Origin of the sequence: Halomonas sp. ND22Bw (assembly GCF_003011945.1) — a bacterium.
Taxonomy (GTDB): domain Bacteria; phylum Pseudomonadota; class Gammaproteobacteria; order Pseudomonadales; family Halomonadaceae; genus Halomonas; species Halomonas halophila.
Genome location: NZ_PXWD01001165.1, coordinates 1 through 260 on the forward strand (window position 1 = coordinate 1; position 260 = coordinate 260).

Genomic DNA, 260 nt, shown 5'->3' on the forward strand with positions numbered 1-260 from the left:
ACACGGCGCAGCGTCGCCGTATCCAGCCGCGGCTGCGCGACAGCGTCGGCCCGGGCGGCGCTCAGGCGGTCGTAGAAGCCGCGTGCGAGCGGGCAGGCGTCGCCATGGCAGGCACGGCCGGGGTATTCGCAGACTTTTTCGCGTGCGGTCAGTTCGAGCACGCGCAACGATGTCGCCGCCTGCGCGCTCAGGCCGATGCCTTCCAGCGCGATGGCGCGGCCCGAGGTCTTGGCGGTGAGGAAGAACAGCTTGTCGGTGCC

The 260-nt window shown here is 71.2% G+C and carries 1 pseudogene; it reads right to left on the minus strand.

The window, feature by feature from the left end:
* A pseudogene (locus CVH10_RS21845) lies at positions 1-260 on the minus strand (ATP-dependent DNA helicase); the annotation flags it as partial.